This window comes from Pseudomonas sp. TMW 2.1634 (assembly GCF_001703595.1).
Taxonomy (GTDB): domain Bacteria; phylum Pseudomonadota; class Gammaproteobacteria; order Pseudomonadales; family Pseudomonadaceae; genus Aquipseudomonas; species Aquipseudomonas fragi.
On sequence record NZ_CP016849.1, the window covers coordinates 3,421,308 to 3,441,451 of the forward strand.

General features: G+C 61.8%; 15 protein-coding genes and 1 riboswitch. Of the genes, 7 read left to right on the plus strand and 8 right to left on the minus strand.

The window, feature by feature from the left end; genetic code table 11:
• Window positions 1-33 precede the first annotated feature (33 nt).
• The 4 genes from BFC21_RS16200 to BFC21_RS16215 form a co-directional block, all read right to left on the minus strand.
• Window positions 34-642, minus strand: a complete 609-nt coding sequence (locus tag BFC21_RS16200; RefSeq protein WP_088378364.1) for a YqiA/YcfP family alpha/beta fold hydrolase — start codon at window positions 640-642, stop codon at window positions 34-36.
• Between the two features lie 95 nt (window positions 643-737).
• Entirely contained in the window at window positions 738-1,553 is an 816-nt protein-coding gene (cpdA, locus tag BFC21_RS16205) for a 3',5'-cyclic-AMP phosphodiesterase (RefSeq protein ID WP_088378365.1), read from the minus strand.
• Between the two features lie 32 nt (window positions 1,554-1,585).
• Window positions 1,586-2,038, minus strand: a complete 453-nt coding sequence (locus BFC21_RS16210; protein ID WP_086799110.1) for a DUF1249 domain-containing protein — start codon at window positions 2,036-2,038, stop codon at window positions 1,586-1,588.
• Window positions 2,029-2,646, minus strand: a complete 618-nt coding sequence (locus tag BFC21_RS16215) for an NUDIX domain-containing protein (protein ID WP_029611704.1) — start codon at window positions 2,644-2,646, stop codon at window positions 2,029-2,031. The genes BFC21_RS16210 and BFC21_RS16215 overlap by 10 nt, the downstream gene beginning before the upstream one ends.
• Window positions 2,647-2,869: 223 nt before the next feature.
• Between BFC21_RS16215 and BFC21_RS16220 the strand changes: the two genes are divergently transcribed.
• Window positions 2,870-3,616: an RsiV family protein gene (locus tag BFC21_RS16220; RefSeq protein ID WP_095004287.1), complete on the plus strand. Its 747-nt coding sequence runs from the start codon at window positions 2,870-2,872 to the stop codon at window positions 3,614-3,616.
• A 105-nt stretch (window positions 3,617-3,721) separates the two neighbouring features.
• On the opposite strand, the gene cytX is transcribed toward BFC21_RS16220, so the two are convergent.
• Window positions 3,722-4,993 (minus strand): putative hydroxymethylpyrimidine transporter CytX, encoded by a 1,272-nt coding sequence (gene cytX, locus BFC21_RS16225; RefSeq protein ID WP_177342591.1) that lies wholly within the window; start codon window positions 4,991-4,993, stop codon window positions 3,722-3,724.
• Between the two features lie 141 nt (window positions 4,994-5,134).
• Window positions 5,135-7,024 (minus strand): phosphomethylpyrimidine synthase ThiC, encoded by a 1,890-nt coding sequence (gene thiC, locus BFC21_RS16230; protein WP_088378367.1) that lies wholly within the window; start codon window positions 7,022-7,024, stop codon window positions 5,135-5,137.
• Window positions 7,025-7,178: 154 nt separating this feature from the next.
• Window positions 7,179-7,284: riboswitch (TPP riboswitch) on the minus strand.
• Between the two features lie 156 nt (window positions 7,285-7,440).
• On the opposite strand from thiC, the gene BFC21_RS16235 reads away from it, so the two are divergent.
• Entirely contained in the window at window positions 7,441-8,877 is a 1,437-nt protein-coding gene (locus BFC21_RS16235) for a TolC family outer membrane protein (protein WP_088378368.1), read from the plus strand.
• A 158-nt stretch (window positions 8,878-9,035) separates the two neighbouring features.
• Complete coding sequence (locus BFC21_RS16240) at window positions 9,036-13,724, plus strand: dermonecrotic toxin domain-containing protein (protein ID WP_120266360.1); 4,689 nt, start codon at window positions 9,036-9,038, stop codon at window positions 13,722-13,724.
• Here the strand turns inward: BFC21_RS16240 and waaA are convergent.
• Window positions 13,721-14,998: a lipid IV(A) 3-deoxy-D-manno-octulosonic acid transferase gene (gene waaA, locus BFC21_RS16245; RefSeq protein ID WP_088378370.1), complete on the minus strand. Its 1,278-nt coding sequence runs from the start codon at window positions 14,996-14,998 to the stop codon at window positions 13,721-13,723. The genes BFC21_RS16240 and waaA overlap by 4 nt on opposite strands.
• Window positions 14,999-15,143: 145 nt before the next feature.
• On the opposite strand from waaA, the gene BFC21_RS16250 reads away from it, so the two are divergent.
• The 4 genes from BFC21_RS16250 to BFC21_RS16265 all read left to right on the plus strand — a co-directional run bounded on the left by BFC21_RS16250 (window position 15,144) and on the right by BFC21_RS16265 (window position 18,560).
• The gene (locus tag BFC21_RS16250; protein ID WP_016783272.1) at window positions 15,144-15,476 is read left to right on the plus strand and encodes a multidrug efflux SMR transporter; all 333 of its coding nucleotides are present in this window, start codon (window positions 15,144-15,146) and stop codon (window positions 15,474-15,476) included.
• Between the two features lie 100 nt (window positions 15,477-15,576).
• Window positions 15,577-16,752, plus strand: a complete 1,176-nt coding sequence (locus tag BFC21_RS16255) for an FAD-binding oxidoreductase (RefSeq protein WP_120266361.1) — start codon at window positions 15,577-15,579, stop codon at window positions 16,750-16,752.
• The gene (locus BFC21_RS16260; RefSeq protein ID WP_016783270.1) at window positions 16,749-17,561 is read left to right on the plus strand and encodes an aldo/keto reductase; all 813 of its coding nucleotides are present in this window, start codon (window positions 16,749-16,751) and stop codon (window positions 17,559-17,561) included. The genes BFC21_RS16255 and BFC21_RS16260 overlap by 4 nt, the downstream gene beginning before the upstream one ends.
• A 42-nt stretch (window positions 17,562-17,603) precedes the next feature.
• A complete protein-coding gene (locus BFC21_RS16265) occupies window positions 17,604-18,560 on the plus strand; it encodes a metal ABC transporter ATPase (protein WP_088378372.1) in 957 nt (318 codons plus the stop codon).
• Window positions 18,561-18,670: 110 nt separating this feature from the next.
• Here the strand turns inward: BFC21_RS16265 and hldE are convergent, their stop codons facing one another.
• A complete protein-coding gene (gene hldE / locus BFC21_RS16270; protein WP_029611702.1) occupies window positions 18,671-20,092 on the minus strand; it encodes a bifunctional D-glycero-beta-D-manno-heptose-7-phosphate kinase/D-glycero-beta-D-manno-heptose 1-phosphate adenylyltransferase HldE in 1,422 nt (473 codons plus the stop codon).
• Between the last annotated feature and the right edge of the window lie 52 nt (window positions 20,093-20,144).

Consider the following 20,144-nt stretch of genomic DNA (forward strand, 5'->3'; position numbering starts at 1 on the left):
TAAATGAAAAATAAGGGCCATTCGACGGGCGCCTTAAAGGGCCGCGAAGTCGATGGTTTTAAACTGTTCGGTGCTGATCCCTGCAAAGTTCAGCAGATCGGGCAATTGCTGGGCAAAGCCTTGATAGCTGTGATCACCACCCGCCTCGATACGCAACGTACACGCCGCGTAATACTGTTCAGCGTAGCGGTAGTCCAGGGTTTCATCGCCGGTCTGCAACCACACCTGACAGCGCTGCGCGTCCTGGGGGGCTGGCACTTCGAGCTCGGCCAGCGCCTGAACATGATCGTGGGTCAATTCCCAGGTTTCGCCGCTGTAATGATTGGTTTGCGTACCCAGATAGCCGTCGAACATCCGGTGCGGGCTGACGGCCGGGTTGACCAGCAAGGCCTTGAGCCCATGTTGACGGGCCAACCATGTCGCATAGTAGCCGCCGAGCGAGCTGCCTACCAGCAAAGGGCTGCCCAGCTCACGGATTGCAGCCTGCAACTGGGCGATGGCCTGACGCGGGTGATGATGCAGGGCGGGCACGCGCAGTTGCTCGCCAAGGCCCATGCGTTGCATCACCGTAATCAGTTGCGATGCCTTCTTCGACTCGGGGGCGCTGTTGAAACCGTGGATATACAAGATGGAACCCGACATGCGATGACCCCCGAAGACCCGTTAAGCTGAACACAGCATCAAGAAAGACGCGCAGTTTAGCCTGACTCAGGGGCAATGACTCGCTTCAAGATATTTCAGTAATTGTTGGCGCTGTAATCCGGCTCAAAGGAGAAATCCGCCAGGCGCGACACACCGGTTTGCAACGTGCCATCTGGTTGCAGGCGCAACCAGCGATAGCCCGGCGCCTCACCACTGACCTTGAAGTCCGGGCTGCCGACAGCGAACTGGATGCAAGTTGAAGGCGACGCCAGCAACCGAACATTGTTGCGCTGTTGGTCAAACGGCTGATGGACATGCCCCCACAGCACCGCCCGGGCCTGTGGATAACGGTCCATGACCGCCCAGAACTCCTTGGCATTGCGCAGGCCGATAGGCTCCAGCCACTGGCAGCCCACCGACACGGGGTGGTGATGCAGGCACACCAGGTGATGACGATCAGGAGCTTCGCTCAAGGACTGAGCCAGCAGTTGCAACTGGTCGTCCTCCAGGTAACCGGGGGTGGAATGGGGCACCGCCGAATTGAGCATCGTGATGCGCCAGTTGCCAATATCGGCCACGGGCTCCAGCAGACGGCTTTGCACGGCAGCTTCGCGCATTGGCGCCAACTGGTCGTGATTACCGGGGATCCAGCGACCAAAGGCCGCCAGTGGTGCGGTCAGTGTGCGAAAGCGCTGGTAGGCCTCGACACTGCCGTCCTGGGTCAAATCGCCCGTGGCCAGCAGGCCGTCAATCTGCGGCTGCTCGGCACGCACCAGGTCGATCAACTGTTGCAGGCTTTGTGCGGTCTTGAGGCCCAGCAGCGAGCCATCGGCATCAGCAAACAGGTGGCTGTCAGAGAGCTGCACCAGCAGCACCGGGTCTTCGGTGGTCAGCGTGGATACATTCGGCAAGGCGGCTCTCCCGGGGAGGTTTTTCTTCAAGGCTAGCGCACTTCTGCGTATTCATGGCCACAGGCCAGGCAATGGCTGAGCCACTCACCCAAAAACACATTGAGCTGGGCTTTTTCGTCAGGCTGGTGCATGGCCAGGTTGGGGTACGGGTAGATGCTGCGAAAACGCCGCGCATGCTCGGCCGCGACCACCTCGGCCATGCGCGCATCGTGGTACACCTGCACCTGCAACTGCGGCACCGGCAACCACGGCAGGCTGTGCTGCTGGCTGACACGCAGGGTGCTGGTGTACGGGCAATCGAGGATCACCTCCAGCGTCAGCACGCCCAGCATCTGGTCGCCCTGGGTCACGGCAATCTGACGAGGGCCGGGTTGCTCGCGCATTTCGGGCAGCAAACGCATCAGGCGCGCATAGTTGGCCTCGCAAGCGGCCTGCAGCCCGATCAGATCGACCCGATAACGATCGCGAACCCCATTTACGACCATAACCCCCTCACTTCAGCGCGATTAAGCGCCAGCCATTGCAGGGCAATAATGCTCGCTGCATTGGAAATACGCCCATCACGAACTGCTTGCAGCGCATCTTCGTACGCCCATACCGTTACACGAATATCTTCTGCCTCTTCCTCCAGACCATGCAAGCCCCCCACACCTTCAGAGCTGCAACGGCCCAGATAGAGATGGACAAACTCGGTGCTGCCACCGGGTGACGGAAAATAGCGGGTGATGGGCCACAGGGACGAAAACGTCAGCCCGGCTTCTTCTTCACCTTCGCGGTGGGCGACCTCTTCCGGCACTTCGGCCTTGTCGATCAGCCCGGCAACCAGCTCGATCAGCCACGGTGTTTCGGTCTTGCCCAGTGCACCGACGCGGAACTGCTCGATCAGCACCACTTCATCACGCTGCGGGTCGTAGGGCAGCACACACACGGCGTCATGGCGCACAAACACTTCACGACTGATCTCGCGGCTCATGCCACCGGCAAAGAGTTCGTGACGCAGGTGCACGCGATCAAGTTTGTAAAAACCCTGATAGCCGTTCTCGCGCTTTACGATCTCAACGGCGCGTGGCGTGGCCTTGGTGATGTCAGTCATTGCAAACCCCTTGCTGGCGAATTTCACCGTGGGCGGACCCTCGGCATCGCGCATCCTAACGCGCCTGAGACTCGCGATGCAGCCTCTTTTATAACGCGGGGATAGACGGATCGCCTGCAAAACAACTCTAATTGGCTCTACATAAGCTTAGTGGCGAACCGATGCCCATGCTGGCAGTCGAACCACCATCATTCCCTTACTCTTTCGACGATGAAGGACGACCATGTCGCTTTTAAAGTTTGCTTCCATGACTTGCATCGCCCTGACCCTGGGTGCGTGCCAAAGCGTGTTCCAGCCTGCGGTGCAAAAGCCGCTGGCGTTTGCCAATGACGCTTCCGAGCAAGTCAAGGCAGGCTGCACCGGCCAGGATTGCCCGCTGGTGAATATCGACACGCTGCATTTCCCCGACGCCCCCAAGCTCGATGCGATGATCGAAAATCGCCTGCTGCGAATGACCGTCAACTCGCCTGACGACAAGCTGGCACCCTCGCTCAACGCCTACCGCGAACACTTCCTGCGCACGGCTGACAGCCGTAACAGCACTTATTTGCAGGCCAAGGTACGCGAGCAGCATGACGGTCTGGTGATTGTCGAGCTGTCCAGCTACCTGGACACCGGTGGTGCTCATGGCATGCCGGGGCGCGGGTTTATCAACTACTCGCGTTCCCAGCAAAAGGACGTGACCTTGCAGGACATGCTGCTGCCGGGTCAGGAGCAGGCTTTTTGGGGCGCCGCCAAAGTAGCCCACAACAACTGGCTGATCAGCAGCCACTACGGCAGCGACCCGGAGTTCGTGCAGAACTGGCCATTCCAGAAAACCCCGCATGTCGCATTGCTCAAGGACAACGTGGTGCTCAAGTACGACGTGTACAGCATTGCGCCGTACTCTGAAGGGCATGTTGAACTGAAGATCCCGTACTCGCGCTTGAACGGGATTTTGAAGCCAGAGTGGTTTCCGGGTCGCGGGTAACGCCAACGGCCCCTGTGGGAGCGGGCTTGCTCGCGATGGGATCGATACGGTTTCACTTGAAAACCGCGTCGCCAGCATCGCGAGCAAGCCCGCTCACACAGTGTGCTAGGCCGTTTTTGACCAGCGCCCCAACAGCCACTGCAATCCCCCGGCCAGCAGCAACGCGGGCAATGTCGCGCCCACATCCGGCAGCAAGTTCGCCAGCAGATGATAGGTCACCACCCCGCCCAGCCAGGCCAGCAAGCTCGACCAGCGTAGCAACGTCGGCGTAACCCGGGCACTGCGCTTGCGCAGGATAAAGTGATCCATCAGCACCACGCCGAACAAGGGCGCGAACACCGAGCCAATCAGCAACAGGAAGTTCTGGTACTGCGCCAGCGGTGCAAAGCAGGCGATCAGGGTGCAGATCACGCCAATGGCCAAGGCCAGGTGCTCGACCTTCAAACGCAACAAAATCCCGCCAGACACCGCCGCCGAGTGAATATCGGCAAATGCGTTTTCCGACTCATCGAGCAGAATCAACAGCAACGGAATCCCCAGCCCCGCACCCGCCAGCGCCAGCAGCAGCGCATTGACTTCACCGCTCGGGGCGAACGCCAGGGTATAGGCCACACCCAGGCTCATCAGCCAGAAGTTACCAATAAAGAAGCCCACGGCCGTGCCGCCGAACACGCTTTTGGCCCGCTTGCCAAAGCGCGAGTAATCCGCGATCAGCGGCAACCAGGACAGCGGCATGGCAATGGCAATGTCAAAACCGACGGCAAACGGCAGCGAACCATCGCCTTTTTGCGCCCACAGCGCTGGCAGATCGGCCTTGGCAAACAGGTTCCAGGTCAACCAGAGGCAGGCCGCCAGCAGCAGCCAGATACCCCACTTGCGCAGGATCTTGCGCACAAAGGTCAATGGCCCGCTGACCGCGAGCAAGGTGGCCAGGGCGCCAAACAACAGCGTCAGCAACAGCGGGTTGCTCAGCACACTGCCTTCGCCAAATGCCCGGGCGCCCAGCAGGCTGGCGGCATCGCGCATCACGATGATTTCAAACGAACCCCAGCCGATCAGTTGCAGCACGTTGAGCATGGCCGGGAGCATGGCACCGCGACTGCCCAGGCTGAGCTTGAGCGCAGCCATCGACGACAGGCCAGTGTCGCTGCCAATCACGCCGACCGAAGCCAGTAGCGACACGCCCACCAGCGTGCCGAAAAAAATTGCCAGCAAAGAACCCGACAGCCCCAGCCCCGGCGCAAGCAACGCACCGGTCTGCAACACCATCAGGCCAATGCCGAGGGAGAACCACAGGGAAAACAGATCGCGACCGCCGAATGCACGCCGGTCCAGAGGGACAGCAAGGTCGGGAGAATAGGTACCGGGTGTGTTCAAGGAATGAATCCCACAAAGAGAAAACCGCCTAAAAAACCCTGTGGGAGCGGGCTTGCTCGCGATTGCAGCACCTCGGTGACTCAGACATACCGAGTTGATTGCATCGCGAGCAAGCCCGCTCCCACAAGGGGACTGCTTACATCACACTTTTTTATACAACTGGCTGCCTTCCTGCTTGAAGCGCTCGGCCTGCTCGGCAAGGCCCTTGGCTACATCCACATCAATGGCATCAATGCGCTGGTTGGCGGCGTAGATGCGCACTTCCTGGGTGATTTTCATCGAGCAGAATTTCGGCCCGCACATGGAGCAGAAATGCGCGACCTTGGCCGAATCCTTGGGCAGGGTTTCGTCGTGGTACGAACGTGCGGTGTCCGGGTCCAGGCCCAGGTTGAACTGGTCTTCCCAACGGAATTCAAAACGCGCCTTGCTCAGGGCGTTGTCGCGGATCTGTGCGCCAGGGTGGCCTTTGGCCAAGTCCGCAGCATGGGCCGCGATCTTGTAGGTGATGATCCCGGTCTTGACGTCATCCTTGTTCGGCAGGCCCAGGTGTTCCTTGGGCGTGACGTAGCAGAGCATGGCGCAACCGAACCAGCCGATCATCGCCGCCCCGATACCCGAGGTGATGTGGTCGTAACCCGGCGCGATATCGGTGGTCAGCGGGCCGAGGGTGTAGAACGGCGCTTCGTCGCAGCATTCCAGCTGCTTGTCCATGTTCTCCTTGATCAACTGCATCGGCACATGGCCCGGGCCTTCGATCATGCATTGCACGTCGTGCTTCCAGGCGATCTTGGTCAGTTCGCCAAGGGTTTCCAGCTCGCCGAACTGCGCGGCGTCGTTGGCGTCGGCAATCGACCCCGGACGCAAGCCATCGCCCAGCGAGAAGCTGACGTCGTAGGCCTTCATGATTTCGCAGATTTCGTCGAAATGGGTGTAGAGGAAGTTCTCTTTGTGGTGCGCCAGGCACCACTTGGCCATGATCGAACCACCGCGCGACACAATGCCGGTCACCCGCTTGGCGGTCAGCGGCACATAGCGCAGCAGCACGCCGGCGTGGATGGTGAAGTAGTCCACGCCCTGCTCGGCCTGTTCGATCAGGGTGTCGCGGAACAGCTCCCAGGTCAGGTCTTCGGCCACGCCGTTGACCTTCTCCAGCGCCTGGTAAATCGGCACGGTACCAATCGGCACCGGCGAGTTGCGGATGATCCACTCGCGGGTTTCGTGGATGTGCTTGCCGGTGGACAGGTCCATGACCGTGTCCGAACCCCAGCGGATGCCCCAGGTCAGCTTGGCCACTTCTTCTTCGATCGAAGAACCCAGCGCACTGTTGCCGATATTGCCGTTGATCTTCACCAGGAAGTTACGGCCGATGATCATCGGCTCCAGCTCAACGTGGTTGATGTTGGCCGGGATTATGGCGCGGCCACGGGCGATTTCTTCGCGCACGAACTCGGCGGTGATTTCTTTCGGGATGCTGGCGCCGAAACTGTGGCCCGGGTGCTGCTGGTCCAGCAGGCCGGCGGCGCGGGCTTCCTGCAGTTTCATGTTCTCGCGGATGGCGACGTATTCCATCTCGGCGGTGATGATGCCCTGACGCGCATAGTGCATCTGGGTAACGTTGGCGCCGGCCTTGGCCCGACGCGGGTTTTTGACGTGGGCGAAGCGCAGTTTGGTCAGTTCAGCGTCTTCGAGGCGCATTTGCCCGAAATTGGAGCTCAGGCCTGGCAGGCGCTCGGTGTCGGCGCGGTCGTCGATCCAGGCCGAACGCACATCGCCCAGGCCTTTGCGCACATCGATTTGCACAGACGGGTCGGTATACGGGCCGGAGGTGTCGTAGATCAATACCGGGGCGTTCACTTCGCCGCCAAAATCGGTAGGTGTGACATCCAGGCTGACTTCACGCATCGGCACCAGAATGTCGGGGCGCGAGCCCTGTACATAGACTTTTTGCGAGCGGGTAAACGGCTTGACCGACTGCTCATCGACCTTGGCCGAATCACTGAGATTGATCGCGTTTTTTGGTTTTGTACTCATCACGGCTCTCCAGACTGCATCCAGGCGGATTGTCGGAGGGAGAACCTGAAAAATGTACGGATGCACCCAAGGACTGGGTGCTGAGTGACGGCCTCGAACGACTGGTTGTTTTTTAACCAATCGATCCCGGACGGCACTCAAGAGGACTCGCCGGGAGACGAGAAATCTTGTTCCCTACGCAGGCGTTAACCTGATCAGGTTCAACGGGATCCGAAATTATTCGATCTCAGCCTCATAGCAAGGCACCCCGACAAGAACGGGCACAGTCTAGGACAGCGGCAAATTTTTAGCTACAAGTGCCAAGCCGCAACTTGCAGATGCTCTATCGCGCCCAAAACTACTACACTCGCTACTTCCTGAAACCGCGAGTCGGACTCGGGCTTTCATTTTTCGCATTCTTGAACTAGGGATCGCTCATGCTGCGCAAACTATCACTGGCTCTTGCCGTGTCTTGGGCGACCAGCGCAATGGCGCTGGACACCCCCGCTCCATTGTCCAGCCAAAACGGTCTGGTCAGCGTTTACCACGAAGCGGTCGACAACAACGCCGACCTGGCCGCAGCCCGCGCCGGTTACGAAGCGCAAAAGGAAGTGGTCCCCCAGGCCCGTGCCGGTTTGCTGCCCAACCTGTCCGGCGGTGCCGAGTCGAGCAATGTGCGTACCGCCATCGACCAGCCGTCGCTGACCACCACCCGCAGCGCGATGGTGTACCAGGCCACGCTGGCACAGCCGATTTTCCGCATCGACCGCTGGTTCCAGCTTAAAGCCGCCGAGTCGATCAACGAACAGGCTGCGCTGCAACTGTCGGCTACCGAGCAAAATCTGATCCTGCAAAGCGCCAATGCCTACTTCTCGGTATTGCGTGCCCAGGACACCCTGGCGGCGACCAAAGCCGAAGAAGCCGCCTTCAAGCGCCAGCTGGACCAGTCCCGCGAGCGCTTTGACGTAGGCCTGTCGGACAAGACCGACGTGCTGCAATCCCAGGCCAGCTACGACACCGCGCGGGCCAACCGGATGCTGGCGCAGCGTCAGGTCGAAGATGCATTTGAATCGCTGATCACCCTGACCAACCGTCAGTACAACGCGATTGAAGGCATGCGCCACACCCTGCCGATCCTGCCGCCGATGCCCAATGACGCCAAGTCGTGGGTCGATACCGCCGCCCAGCAGAACCTCAACCTGCTGGCCAGCAACTACGCGGTCAGCGCCGCCGAAGAAACCCTCAAGCAGCGCAAGGCTGGTCACGCGCCAACCCTGGATGCCGTGGCGCAGTACAAGACCGGCGACAACGACGCCTTCGGCCTGAGTAACCCCAACGCCCTCAACCAGCGTTATGGCGGCGACGTATCGCAGCGCAGCATTGGCGTGCAGTTGAATATCCCGATCTACAGCGGTGGCCTGACCAGCTCGCAAGTGCGTGAGTCCTACTCGCGCCTGGACCAGACCGAGCAACAGCGCGAGGCACTGCGCCGCCAGGTGGTGGAAAACACCCGCAACCTGCACCGCGCCGTGAACACCGACGTTGAACAGGTATCGGCCCGCAAACAGTCGATCATCTCCAACCAGAGCGCGCTGGAAGCCACGGAAATCGGCTACCAGGTGGGTACCCGCAATATCGTCGACGTGCTCGATGCCCAGCGCCAGCTGTACAACTCGGTGCGCGACTACAACAACAGCCGCTATGACTACATCCTCGACAACCTGCGCCTCAAGCAGGCGGCGGGCACCCTGAACCCCGGGGACCTGGAAGCCCTGTCGCACTACCTCAAGGCCGACTACAACCCGGACAAGGACTTCCTGCCGCCGGACCTGGCCAAGGCCGCCGAAGCCAATTTGCGCTCGCCGGGCAACTGACGCACCCTGTGGGAGCGGGCCGGCTCGCGAAAAAAGCGCCGCCGCTCCCACAGCAATTGGCTTGACTGATATACCCGGGTACCACCGTTCCCTGAGAGCAACAGACGTTAATACGGCATCAGTCGTATGACCCTCTGCCAGCCTCTACAGGAACGCTTATGCCTACCGTCCCCGCAACCTCCCTGAACCCACCCGAAAATGCCGTGCGAGCCCAGTTTGCGAATGGCCCTGCGCTTGAAACGGTCGCCCGGCAAATGCTCACCGCCGCACTGGTGCAACACTACCCGTCACTGCGCATCGATCTGCAGCGCACCCGCCTGGCGGTCCCCAGGCCCGAAGGCGGCTGGGCGCTGGAGCCCTTCATGCCACGGGTTCTGGATTACCTGGGCAGGGGCACCGGGCTGGACTTGCGCCCGGTCAATACGCAACCCTGCTACCTGACCGATAACCCGCCTGACTGGCTCAGCCCCGCAGAGGGCGAACTGGACATGGCGATTGTCGAGGCCCTGGCCAAGGAACTCGCCTGGCGCCTGCCCATCGGCCTGCAAGGCGCACTCAACGAATTCTGGGCGGGCAACGCCGACACCGGCGCCAGCCGCTGGCAATGGCTCAGCGATGTACTCAAGGACACCCTGCGGATTGGCGCCCTCCAGCAGACCGACCTGCACCCGAATGCGTTGATCGCCATCGATCAGGTCATTACGACCCCGGACCGTGCGCAGCGGGTCCGCCTGTACGGCGACACGGCCGTGCGCGCCTACTGGCTCAAGGCCTCATTGCTCAGCCCGCACACGCTGCACTCATCCCTGAGTTCAAGGATCGTGCTGGCCACCCGGGCGCAGGTACTGCTGTGCAAACCCGACGGCAGCATCCTCACCTACAAGACGCTGGACTCCCTGAGCCGGGCCTGGGCCAGGCAGATCAGCCGGACCTATACCGTCCGGGAAATCCGCATCACCCACTACGAGCTTGAGGGCAATGTGTTCGACGCCAGCGCCGCGGCCATCCTCAACCGCCAGCTGGAACACATCGGTGCGCTCCAGCTGCCGGCCAGCATCGGCTGGCCGGCTTTGCAAAAGGTCTACAGCTCCATCACCAGCACCGCGCAGTTCCTGGCCGGCGGGCCGCAGGCCAGCCTGTACAGCCTTGAAACCATCAACAGGCACTTGCCCCACTGGCTGCGCAACACCAGTGCCGCCGACAAGGCCCGCTACCGCCAATACAGCCTGGCCCTGGCCTCTGCCAAAAAAATCGCCAGGGGCAAGACCTACCTCTACGGCATCAGCGACATCCACGCCTATGCCGCCGACGTGCTGCACCAGCAAATGCGCAGCGACCAGGGCCACTTTGAGCAGGCCACCCCGATTGATGAGCGCCAGGACCACTTTGACCCCGAAGACATTGAACTGACCTTCCTCACGGCCACCGGCTTGCCGGATACCGTCGGTACTGTCGAAACCACCACCATGAGCCTGACCGATCTGGCCCTGAAGAATCTGCTCGGACGCCCCAAAGGCACACTCAGCCTGCGCCATCGCCGGGACCTGGCGCTGCCCCCGTGGTTGACCGCGGACTACATCACCCAACGCGGCGGGCTGATTGAAACGGTCAATATCGGCAAGATGTACCCCGAACGCCTTGAAGACCTGCTGCTGGGCGCCACCACCGACGCCCGCACCCGGGAACAACTGTTCGCCGCCCATATCAGCGTACAGCTACCGCTCGAAGCGCTGGAACTGAGCCTGAAACACGAACACGGCTTCACGGAGCTCGGTGCCCGCTATGTGGCCGCCGTGGTGCAGACCGGCACCGATGAGCAAGAGGTTGAAGGCACGGCGGTGGTCATGCGCCATCTGGCCCTGATGCGCCACCCGCAAGCCTCGCCGGACATCGTGAGCAACATGTTCATCATCGAACCGGCCAACACTGGGCAAGGCCCGCATGTGCTGTACCGTCCTTTCTATACCCCTTCGTTGCTGGAGTTCAGCACCCGCACAGCCCTGCTGGAGGCCATCGCCGAGCCCTCCCCCCTGCAGACCAGCGTGCTCACCTGGCTGAGCGATATCGCCCGCCCGATCTACGACAACGGCGGTTTCAGGGAGCCCCATTACGTGCGCTTTGGCCTGGGCAGCGAATATGCCCCCCTCGAACGGCCCGTCCCGGCGCAACTGGCAACCAATGGCAGCAGCGACGAATTGCTGCAATACCTGCACAACGGCCAGTTGATGGAGTATCTGTTTGGTTGCAATGCCAGGGCACTGGTGGCGCAGGCCGACAGCGATTCGGTGTCCAACGCCGAAAGCCGCTGGGGGGTGCTGATGGAAGGGGCTGGCCTGATCTTCAACAGCCTGTTGCTGCTGCCCGGCTTGCCCCCGCCCCTGATGCTGACCGGTGGTTTGCTAAGCCTGGCCAGCGTGGCCAGCCAGGACATCCCCGCGCTCACCAGCAGCGACGCCATCACCCGCGAGCTGGCAGCGGCTGATGTACTGCTCAACCTTGGCATGCTCCTGCTCCACCAGTCCCTGGCCGCGGCACAGCGACCTGGCCCCCTGCCCGCCGACCTGCTGGCCCAGGCCTTGCGCCCCCGGGCCCCGGTGCGCATCGGGGAAGTTTGGCCCGACCCCGAACCGCCCCTGGTGGTCACCGGGCTGGTGGCGCTGCCCGGGGAAATGCCCGCGGCCGACAGCACGGTGCTCGACTTCAGCTTCGCCAGTGCCCACAACCGCCTCACCCCGATACAACGCGAACGGCTTGCAGGCTTTAAAGTGGCGCCCCCGCAACCACTGCCCGCGCCCCACCCCGACGGCCCGCACAAAGGCCTGTACCACATTGGCCAGGCCTGGCATGCCCGGGTCGGCCAGGACCTGTACCCCGTCGATGTCGACCCCGAAGGGGGAGCGGTGATCGTGTCGGCTACTGATCCCGGCCAGCGCGGCCCGGCGTTAAAAGCCGACAGCCACGGCAACTGGTCGCTGGACCTGCGCCTGCGCCTGCTCGGTGGCATGGCGCCCAAACGCATCGCCGCCCTGCAGCAGCACAAGGCCCAACGCATCCGCGAACTGCAAACGCAGATGACGGATTTTTTCCCGCATGAAGTGCCACTGCAAAAGGCCGTTGAAATCAACCACACCGCGCTGAAAAGGGCGATGCAGGACCCGCGCTTCAACGAGCAACAAATCGCCACGTTCCGCAACCGGCTCAGCGTCGCCCTGCACGCCGAACTCAGCGCCTATCAGGCATTGCTGGCAACAGTCCGGGAGCGTACCGAGCTGAAAATACCGTTTCATGAAACGATCCTGATCTCCTTGCTGGAGAAGTCCTTCGACAACCGGACCATCTCCCTGGCCATCTCGGCCAGTGAACAGAAAAGCCAGATCGCCAAATGGCCACAATTCACCACCCCCGGCCCGGCGCTGGAAGCCGCCGCCCTACAAGACCCGCAAGGGTTCATGCAGTCGATCCGCGAGCAGGTGGCACTCAACGACAGCACCATCGAGCGCATCGAGCAAAGGGACGGTTACCTGGAGCAACTGTTCAACCTCGGCGAGACCGGGGCGGCCACGGCCACTGAGCTGCTCCAGATGCTGCCCGCCGCAGGCCATACCGGCCTGACCCTCAAGGGCTTCCAGCTCGACTGCCTGAAGCTGGCCAGCTCCAGGCTATCGGCAGGCACCATCATCGAAGAGAGCCTTGATAGCGCCATCGACCCGCTCAAGGAACATGCCCACACCCACAACCAGCTCAACACCCTGGAATTCGACGCCAGCAAACGCCTGGAGATCCTGGACAGCCTTGTGGACAACTACGGCCAGGCGCTGGATTCATTGCAGGGTATCGGGGTGATGTATGCCGACGAGCTGGAGCCCGAGTACTTCAACAAGCTGCGCCTGCTGCTCACCGATCTCTACCAGGATGTAACCAGGCAACTGGCCAGCGAGATCCGGCCAACCCCTCAACCAACGGTGAAAAGACCGCGCAAGCGCACGCCGTCAGGCGCGGGCAGCCGCCCGAAAAAAGTCATCAACGTGCGCGGTAAGGGCAAGCTGATCGGCGAACTGAGGCCCGCCGACAGCGAATGGCAAAATGAAGTGATCGAAGTGCGTTCGGACTATGACGAGCAACTGCTCTCGACCTACTTGCAACACGGTGACGAATGGGTCGAAATCAAGACCGTGCGCCCGCCATCCCCCCTGCGGGTGCGGGCCCTGCATATCATCAAGGGCGATGCGCGCAAGTTGTTCGCCATGTTCGCAGAGCACCTGAACAAGGCCCGTCAGTACAAGAACCTGTCACGCCATCCCCAGGAAGTCGAGGAGCTGCTCGCCCACGAAGCGCAAAAGCTCGACCGGCTGGCCACCGAGCTGCACACAGCCCTTCAGGCCCAGGCTGAAGCCGCCCGCCTGCCGGACGATCAGGCCCTGGTCGACAACATGCGCAGCGCAGCGCAGCAGATGCTCAGGGAGGGCCGGGAAATGCGCATTCAGCTAAGCCTCGAACTGCCGCCGACCCACGGCAACCTGCAATACCTGATTGACCAGGAGCTGGTGCAAATGGCCGGGCTGGGCAAACGCATCCAGCTCGCGGGCGAGCGGCGCGACTTTATCCAGGAGTATGCGGTCAACGACCGTCAGGGCCGGCCATTGTGGTATGCCCACTTCCATTACCCCGAGGCCGCGACGCCGAAGCAGGACTACAGCGTTGCCCACTTGAAGACCAAGGCTCAACGCACGCTCAGCTACTGGTCACAGCTGGCGGGCGCAAAAAGCGGGCAAGCCGTGGTCAATGTGCATCGCGGCCAGATCGGCAAGGCCCTGGCAGAACGCTGGTTTCTGCCATTGGCTAACTAGCGCGGCAACAATCGCCCGAGCCCGTCGAGCAACCGCTGCAAGGCCCCCTGATTGAGCTGCATGACTTTCAGGCCCGCCTGGCCCATGCGCCGGGCGTCTTGCGGCAACTCGAACAGGCGCTGTACCGCCAGCGCCAGGCCCTGGGCGTCATCCACCTCTTCCAGCGCACCGGCGTCGCGCAACAGCGCGCTGATTTCCAGAAAGTTGAACAGATGCGGCCCGCTCAACACCGGCTTGGCCAGCGCTGCAGGTTCCAGCAGGTTGTGCCCGCCGTTGGGCACCAGGCTGCCGCCGACAAAAGCGGTGTCGGCCAGTGCATACAAAAACAGCAGCTCGCCCATTGTGTCGCCCAGCATGACCTGGGTTGCGGCATTGACCGCCTCGCCACTGGAACGGCGCACAGTGGCAAAACCTTCACGCCGGCACAGTTCGAACACCGCGTTGAACCGCTCCGGGTGGCGCGGCACCAATATCAGTAACGCATTGGGGTACTGGTTGAGTAATCGGCGATGGGCGGCGAGCACAATCTCGTCTTCCCCTTCGTGGGTGCTGGCGGCAATCCACACTGGACGTGCCTGGGCCTGCCACTGCTCACGCAACTCCCGGGCATCGACCAGCAGTTGCGGGTTGATGCTCAAGTCAAACTTGATCGAGCCTGTCACTTCAACGCATTCAGGTCGTGCACCCAACTGGCGGAAGCGCTCGGCCTCGGTTTCGGTCTGCACGGCGATCAGGCTCATTTCTGCCAGCATGGGCCGGGTCAGGCGGGGAAAGCGGCCATAGCCCTTGGCCGAGCGGGCCGACAACCGGGCATTGGCCAACGCCACCGGGATGCCACGCTTGGCGCACTGGTGGATATGGTTGGGCCACAACTCGGTTTCCATGATCACCGCGAGCTTGGGTTGCACACGATTCAAAAACCGCGCTGCGGCCCACGGCAAATCGTAGGGCAAGTAGCAATGCTGAATACGCGGCTCACCCGCGAACAGCGCCTGGATGCGCTCGGACCCGGTGGGCGTCATGCAGGTCACGGTGATTGGCAGCTGTGGATAACGCTCAAGCAGTGCTCGAATCATCGGCGCGGCGGCGATACTCTCGCCCACCGATACGGCATGCACCCAGATGCCGCCCGGTTGCATGGCCGGCAGATTTATGGCGAAACGCTCACCAATGCGCCGGGCATAAGCGGGCGCCTTGCGCGCCCGCAGCCACAAACGAATCGCCACCAGCGGCAGCCCCAGATGAAACAGCAAGGTGTAGAGAGTTCTATTCATGGGTGCGGAGTTTACTTGAAAAAGTATTCACGATGATGGCACCGAATCCGCCTTACCCTGTCGCAACCAGAACGCACTACATACTTTCACAACTACTAGAATGGCGAGCTGTTAAATTGCCCCGCACCACACTCAGGACTCCACCATGAACGCCTACTACTATCTGGCCATCGCCATTTGTGCCGAAGTGATTGCCACCGTCTCCATGAAAGCGATCAAGGGTTTCAGCACACCGCTGCCGCTGGTCCTGGTGATTGCCGGCTACGCCACCGCGTTCTGGATGCTGACCCTGGTGGTACGCACCATCCCCGTGGGCGTGGCTTACGCTGTATGGGCGGGCATGGGCATCGTGATGGTGAGCATCGCGGCACTGTTTATCTACGGGCAAAAGCTTGATGTGCCAGCCATGCTCGGCATGGGCCTGATTGTGCTGGGGGTGGTGGTGATCCAGCTGTTTTCCAAAACTGCGGGGCACTAAACCTTCCACAGTGCACACCCAAGTTAGTGGCCTCTACAAGGCCAGGTTGAAGATCAGGCTGTATACTTGCGGTCTTTGTCTTTAAACACTGAGGTCGCCCATGCCATCTGTTATTACCACCGACGTGCTGATTGTCGGCGCTGGTGTTGCCGGCCTCTGGCTCAATGCCCGCCTGCGTCGCCAGGGCTTTTCCACAATCGTGGTCGAGCGTGAAAGCCTGGGTGGCGGGCAAAGTGTGAAATCCCAGGGCATCATTCACGGCGGCGCCAAGTACGCGCTGCACGGTGCCCTGACCGGCGCGTCCGAAGCCATTGCCGATATGCCACGCCGCTGGCGCGAAGCCCTGGCCGGTGACGGCGAACTCGACCTGCGCGGCGTACGCCTGCTTTCCGAAGCCCACTACCTGTGGTCGCCAGGCACCCTGGCAGGCAACCTCACCAGCTTTTTTGCCAGCAAGGCCGTGCGCGGCCGGGTCGACCAGGTCAAGGGCGACCAGTTGCCCCCGGCCCTGCAAGACCCGCGCTTCAAGGGCAAGGTCTATCGCCTGGCGGAGCTGGTCGTCGATGTCCCGAGCCTGATCGAACGCCTGGCCGACCTCGCTGGCGACGGCCTGCTGGCCGGTCAAGTCATTGAGCCGCTGTTCGAGAACGACGAGCTGATCGGCCTGCGGGTCGACGGTCTCGATATTCACGCCCAGCGCATCGTGTTCAGCGCAGGTTCCGGCAACGCCGACTTGCTGGCCAGTGTCGGCATCAGTGTGCCGGCCCAGCAACTGCGCCCGCTGCATATGGTGCTGGTCAAGGGGCCCACCCTCAAGCCGCTGTACGCCCACTGCCTGGGCGGTGGCCCCAAGCCACGCATTACCGTCACCACCCACCCTGCAGCCAATGGCGAGTGGGTGTGGTATCTGGGCGGTGATATCGCCGAAGCCGATGGCGTGGCCCGCGAGCCTGCCGAGCAGATCGCCGTGGCCAAAAAAGAGCTGGGCAACCTGCTGCCGTGGGTCGATCTGAGCCAGGCGCAGTGGGCCACGTTGCGGGTCAACCGTGCCGAGCCTGCGCAGTCGGGGTTGGTGCGCCCGGACAACGCCTTCCTTGCGGATCAAGGCCGCCTGCTGGTCGGCTGGCCGACCAAGCTGGCACTGGCGCCGGACTTCTCTGACCGGGTGCTGCAAGCACTGGAGCAGGACGGCATCAAACCGGGCCATGCCCCCGCCCTGCCACCGCTACCCCGCCCACCTCTGGGCAAAACCGCGTGGGAGCAACTGTTGCCATGAGCCAGCCAACCCTGCACGACTTCCATCGCCCGCTGGGCAGCACCGGCCTGCGGGTTTCGCCACTGGGTCTGGGCACCGTCAAGCTGGGCCGCGACCAGGGGGTCAAGTACCCTAGCGGCTTTCAGATCCCCGATGATGACGAAGCACGCATGCTGCTCAAGCTCAGCCGCGACTTGGGCATCAACCTGATCGACACCGCCCCCGCCTATGGCCGCAGTGAAGAGCGCCTGGGCCCGCTATTGCGGGGCCAGCGTCAGGACTGGGTGATCGTCAGCAAGGTCGGCGAAGAGTTCGTCGACGGCCAGTCGAGTCACGATTTCAGCGCTGCACATACCCGGCGCTCGGTGGAACGCAGCCTGAAACGTCTGGAAACGGATTTTATCGATCTGGTGCTGGTCCACTCCGACGGCAACGACCTTGCCATTCTCAACGGCTGCGAAGTCTACGAAACCCTGGCCGAGCTTAAGCGCGAGGGCAAGATTCGCGGTTTCGGCCTGTCGGGCAAAACCGTTGAAGGTGGGCTCAAGGCCCTGGAAACCGGCGATTGCGCGATGGTGACCTATAACCTCAATGAGCAGGCCGAGCTGCCCGTGATCGATTACGCCGCGGCCCACGGCAAAGCCATTCTGGTTAAAAAAGCCCTGGCCAGCGGCCATGTTTGCCTGAGCCCCGGGGTTGATCCGGTGCGCGCCAGTTTCGAACTGGTGTTTGGCCATCACGGGGTTGCCAGTGCTATTGTCGGCACCATCAATCCGCTGCACCTGGCCCATAACGTGGCGACTGTTGCGCAGGTTCTGCGCAAAACCTGAAGCCGCCGACGCGGCCGACCCCGACGCAAGGAGGAGCCGACCATGCCGCGCATGTTGATCCGCAAGAACCCCAGCGACTTCAAGACCCTGCCGTTGTATGTCGAGGCCACGCCCGAGGGCTTGAGCTATCAAAGCATCGGCATGCCGCTGAACTTCGCGCAAACCCTGCAAAAACGCCGCCCGGTGACGGTTGCCGACAATGAGCGTTTTTCCCTGGAGCTGGCCAACCTCGGGGTCTCCGTGCGCCTGACCCTGCATTGGCAAGGTCGCGATTACTGGGTACTGGTGCGCCAGCGCCGCCAGGATCGCGGTGATGTGGTGCTCAAGCTGATCTCTGGTTATGTACCCGCCCACGAGGTCAATCTGCCCCTGCATACAGCCATTCAGGAAATTGCCGAAGAGTGCCTGCTGGAAACCCCCGAAGGCTGGCTTGGCGGCCGTTTTAATGAAACCTGGCTACCGGCGCCCTACGCTGGCGCGCTGCATTACCGCGAAGCCCTGCCCTTTCGTCTGACCCCCCTGTCCGGTGCGACCCGGCCTGTGAGCTGTGGCAGCCAGCCCCTGCTGGAGCGGCCACGAACCTATGTGCACCTGCCGACCGCCTCACTGCAGCTGATTTACGACCTGCGCCTGGAAGTGCCCAGGGAAGCCAAGCCCCTGAGCTTGTTCCATGTTGAAGAGCGGCTGGAAGGGGATCAACTGGTGGCCCGCCTGGATCGCAAGCGTCCGGACCTGTACCTGATCCCGCTGACGGAGGGCCAGCCCTGCGCCGAGCTGTACACCCTGAGTAAAGACCGCCTGCAGCCTGCCAGCACTCGCGGCGTGCGGTTGGCCGAGAGCTTTGCGCCACAGGATGGCTGGGTGGTGCGTGATGAGCGGATTCGCTGGAAGGATTGGCTCAGGCAGCAGGGCTTGACGCCGCCCAAGCCAGAGTCACGGCTCAAGCGCCTGACCGGCAAGGCGCGGCAGATATTCAGGAAGGTGGTGAAAAAGTCTTAGTTACTCATGTGGGAGCGGGCTTGCCCGCGATTCAGACAACTCGGTTTTTTAGCTGGACCGAGTCGAGCTTATCGCGGGCAAGCCCGCTCCCACAGTGAGTATGCGATCCATCACTGACCGCGGATTTTCTCGACAATGGCCGTGGTCGAGCTGTTTTCAACCAGCCCCAGCACTTTCACCGTACCGCCATAAGCGGTGACGATATCGGCGCCGACAACCTGATCAATCCCGTAGTCACCGCCCTTGACCAGCACATCAGGCTTGACCTGGGCCAGCAGGTTTTCCGGGGTGGCTTCAGGAAAGCTGATTACCCAGTCCACCGCACCCAGGCCGGCCAGTACCGCCATGCGCCGGTCCACACTGTTGATCGGGCGGCCCGGGCCTTTGAGGCGGCTTACCGATGCATCATCGTTGACCGCGACGATCAAGCGATCACCCTGGGCCCGCGCTTGCTCCAGATAGGTCACATGCCCAGCATGCAAAATGTCGAAACAACCATTGGTGAAGACGATTTTCTCGTTGTGCGCCCGCGCATCTTCGATGGCCAGCAACAACTGATCGAGGCTCAGCACGCCGCGCTCCGACCCTTCGGAGCGCTGGATCGCACGGCGCAGTTCCGGCGCGCTGATGGCCGCTGTACCCAGCTTGCCGACCACAATACCCGCTGCCAAATTGGCCAGGGCCACGGCGTGGGGCAGTTCTTCACCGGCAGCAATGGCGGCGGCCAGGGTCGAGATAACGGTGTCGCCCGCCCCTGTCACGTCAAACACTTCACGCGCACGCGCTGGCAGGTGCATGGCGGCAAAGCCCGGGCGCAACAGGGTCATGCCGTGTTCACCACGGGTCACCAGCAAGGCGCCCAGGTCCAGGTCTGCCATCAGCTTGGCGCCTTTGGCCACCAGATCGGCCTCGTCAGTGCAACCACCGACGATGGTTTCGAACTCGCTCAGATTGGGCGTAATCAGGCTGGCGCCACGATAGATCGAGAAATCCTTGCCCTTGGGATCAGCCAGCACCGGAATGCCCCTGGCACGCGCAGCCTGGATCAGCACCTGATGGTTTTTCAGGGCACCCTTGCCGTAGTCGGAGAGCACCAGCACCTTGATGCCTTCAAGCAGGTTTTCAACTTCGGCACCCAACGCCAGCGCGTCGGTGGCGAACGGTTCTTCAAAATCAATACGCAGCAGTTGCTGGTGACGGCTCATGACCCGCAGCTTGACGATGGTCGGCTGGTGCGCGATGCGCTGGAACAGTGCACGAACGCCCGCACCTTCAAGCCGATTGGCCAGGCTGTCGGCGGCTTCATCGTCGCCGGTCACGCCTACCAGCGAAGCCGGCGCACCCAATGCAGCAATGTTGAGCGCAACGTTGGCCGCGCCGCCCGGGCGGTCTTCGATTTGCTCGACCTTGACCACCGGCACCGGCGCCTCAGGGGAAATCCGTGAGGTCCCGCCATGCCAATAACGGTCGAGCATGACATCGCCTACCACCAAGACAGGGGCTTGATCGAATCGCGGCATGGACAACTTCATGGAGAACCCACATACAAAATGAACAGGGGCGCGATATTAACACAGGGTGAAC